The sequence below is a fragment of the Aequoribacter sp. genome, assembly GCF_965659035.1.
In the GTDB taxonomy this organism is placed as follows: domain Bacteria; phylum Pseudomonadota; class Gammaproteobacteria; order Pseudomonadales; family Halieaceae; genus Aequoribacter.
Genome location: NZ_CBFHWH010000155.1, coordinates 1 through 2,162 on the forward strand (window position 1 = coordinate 1; position 2,162 = coordinate 2,162).

The following is a 2,162-nucleotide window of genomic DNA, read 5'->3' on the forward strand; positions in this document are numbered from 1 at the left end:
CCGTCAGGCATAGATGTCCACTCAAATCCAGTGATGGCGCTAAATATCCCGGGCTCATTGGCCTGTTCTGCCATCTCGATGCTTTTTTGCCACGTGTCTTTGCGGATTAGGGCTGTTTCGTCATCCGGCGATTCGGTAATGTCCGCCAACTGCATGATGGCTCCAAAAAAGCGCTGCGATAAACCGCTAACTTTTTCTAGGAGATTGCGCTCTCGATTGACCGCCAGTGCGCCGAGATATTCGGAGTGATCCGATACCACTAAAAAGTCCAGAGGCCGGCTAAGTTGGGTGTCGACACCAGGTGTCACTTCAATCTTCTGACCCTTGGCAAAGGCGTAGGCGTCAATTGGGGTAAGCGATACGTTGCCAATAACGTTAGCATCTGCTGAGAACGACGAGTGTAAATGGGTGTCGCCCCAATACACTCTGCTTGGATATTCATCGCTCGCGCTGACGCCCTGCGTCAAGACGAGCCCCATACCCAACATCGCGCTCTTAATTAGGGGCTTTCGCGTCCCGAACATATCCAGACTCCGTGTTTATTATGCGGTAATCGTAAACTAGCAGATGCCGGATATGAATAAACTGACAATAAAGCGAATAAGCCATTTAGACGAAGCCGAATAACTTAGCTCGTATTTAACGCGGGGCTTAGCGAGGAAGCGCAGGTCTCAATTTATGCAACTAAACGCTCGGTTGAGACCAAGTACAAAGCTCGCGCAACACTGAAGTGGCAAAAGCGCCGGTGCCCAAACTAAAGCTCAAGGTGAGAGCGTTTTCGTCAAAGCTTGCTTGTAAGTCATTCACTTTAAGACGAAGGCTTCGGGAGTCGGGCGCCACACGTGCCTTATCAAGCGCTTTTTGCCAATGCGCGGGTTCGATACCCGAGCCTTCACCCGCTAGAGGCAAAGCAGGATGTATGTCCATATGAGCGCAGCGATCAATAAGCTCGGCATCAATCTCCGTGATCTCGAACACGCTTTTAGAACCCTGTAAATTGGCTTTATCACCTTCGATCAATTGATTCCAAGTACCCGCCCCCACGCGTTCGCCGAGCGCTTGATTAAACAGATGCGAGCGCATACTCGATATGGCCAAGCTACGCTTGTTACGCGAGAGGCGTTTGCCTTTAGCCCAGGCTTCGGCAAGACCAAGGTTACCGCCCTCTCGGCCAAAGCGCTGCTCGCCGTAGTAGTTAGGCACGCCTAGCGCACCCATGGCGTCTAGGCGCTGCGCGACGGCATTGGCATCAATTGGCTCGCTAAACCTCAGCACAATACGAAAATGGTTGGCGTCGTGGGCACCTCGACGGAGTTTGCGCAGGTGGCGCTCGACGCGAAGCACTTCGACGCCCTCGGCGACAAACTCAGTCCAGTTGGGCTTGTGCCAACGCGGCACACTAAACCATTGCTGAGTAACCGCGTGACGATCTTTCATGCCCGAGAAACCTATATCGCTTAAGGGTACATTAGCGAACTCAGCCAGGCGCTGCGCTACCCACTCAGTGTTAGCGCTGGTTTTTTTAATCCATAAAAAATCGTGTTCGCCGTCGCCGCTGGGCTCCCAACCTAAGGCTTCGGTGACCTGAAAATCTTCGGGTTGGGTTCTAATTTGCGCGTGAAACAAGGGGCCACCGTGCGCGTGTAGCAACTCATGTACTGCGGAAGTGTTTGTCATGCCAAAGTCTACTAACTGAAAGACGCAGTGTACCTCAGGTGGGCTGATAGAGCCCATGTACCCATTAACAATTATTGTAACCAGACAGTCTCTTAAGGTTTGGGGGCTTAGCGTTTGGTATGCTTGGCAACCAATACAGTGTTAAGAAGCTACGCTTTTGTCAGAGATACCCGTTCAAAGTGAGTCGGCCGATAGCAAGCAGGCCAAAGCCGACACCGCCCAGCCAGAAAAATCGCATTGGTTGGGCCGCCCTGACCCACATGAGAAGCCCCTAGGGTTTTGGCGTGTGTTTATCATTATTCTATCGGGCCATTTGGGTGTGCGCACCCGTGCGCAACGCGAGGAAGATTTTAGACGCGCCAATGGTTTACATATTGTCATTGCCGCGTTCATTTACTTCGCGGTGATCGTTGCGGGTTTGGTGGTGCTTGTGAATTGGATTCCTTCTCGCTAGGCAATCATTGATCAGTGCCCAGAGTAATGGC

The 2,162-nt window shown here is 52.0% G+C and carries 3 protein-coding genes; 1 reads left to right on the forward strand and 2 read right to left on the reverse strand.

Going from position 1 to position 2,162, the window contains the following annotated elements; all coding sequences use genetic code 11:
- Together ACTF5Z_RS11935 and truD are read right to left on the reverse strand one after the other, a co-directional pair.
- Positions 1-524 (reverse strand): DUF3604 domain-containing protein (locus ACTF5Z_RS11935; RefSeq protein ID WP_438985830.1); only part of this gene is annotated, 524 nt, incomplete at its 3' end.
- Between the two features lie 160 nt (positions 525-684).
- Positions 685-1,677 carry a tRNA pseudouridine(13) synthase TruD gene (gene truD / locus ACTF5Z_RS11940; protein WP_438985831.1) on the reverse strand — a complete coding sequence of 331 codons (993 nt, stop codon included), beginning with the start codon at positions 1,675-1,677 and terminating at the stop codon, positions 685-687.
- A 157-nt stretch (positions 1,678-1,834) separates the two neighbouring features.
- On the opposite strand from truD, the gene ACTF5Z_RS11945 reads away from it, so the two are divergent.
- Entirely contained in the window at positions 1,835-2,131 is a 297-nt protein-coding gene (locus ACTF5Z_RS11945; protein ID WP_438985832.1) for a DUF2970 domain-containing protein, read from the forward strand.
- The last annotated feature ends 31 nt before the right edge of the window (positions 2,132-2,162 follow it).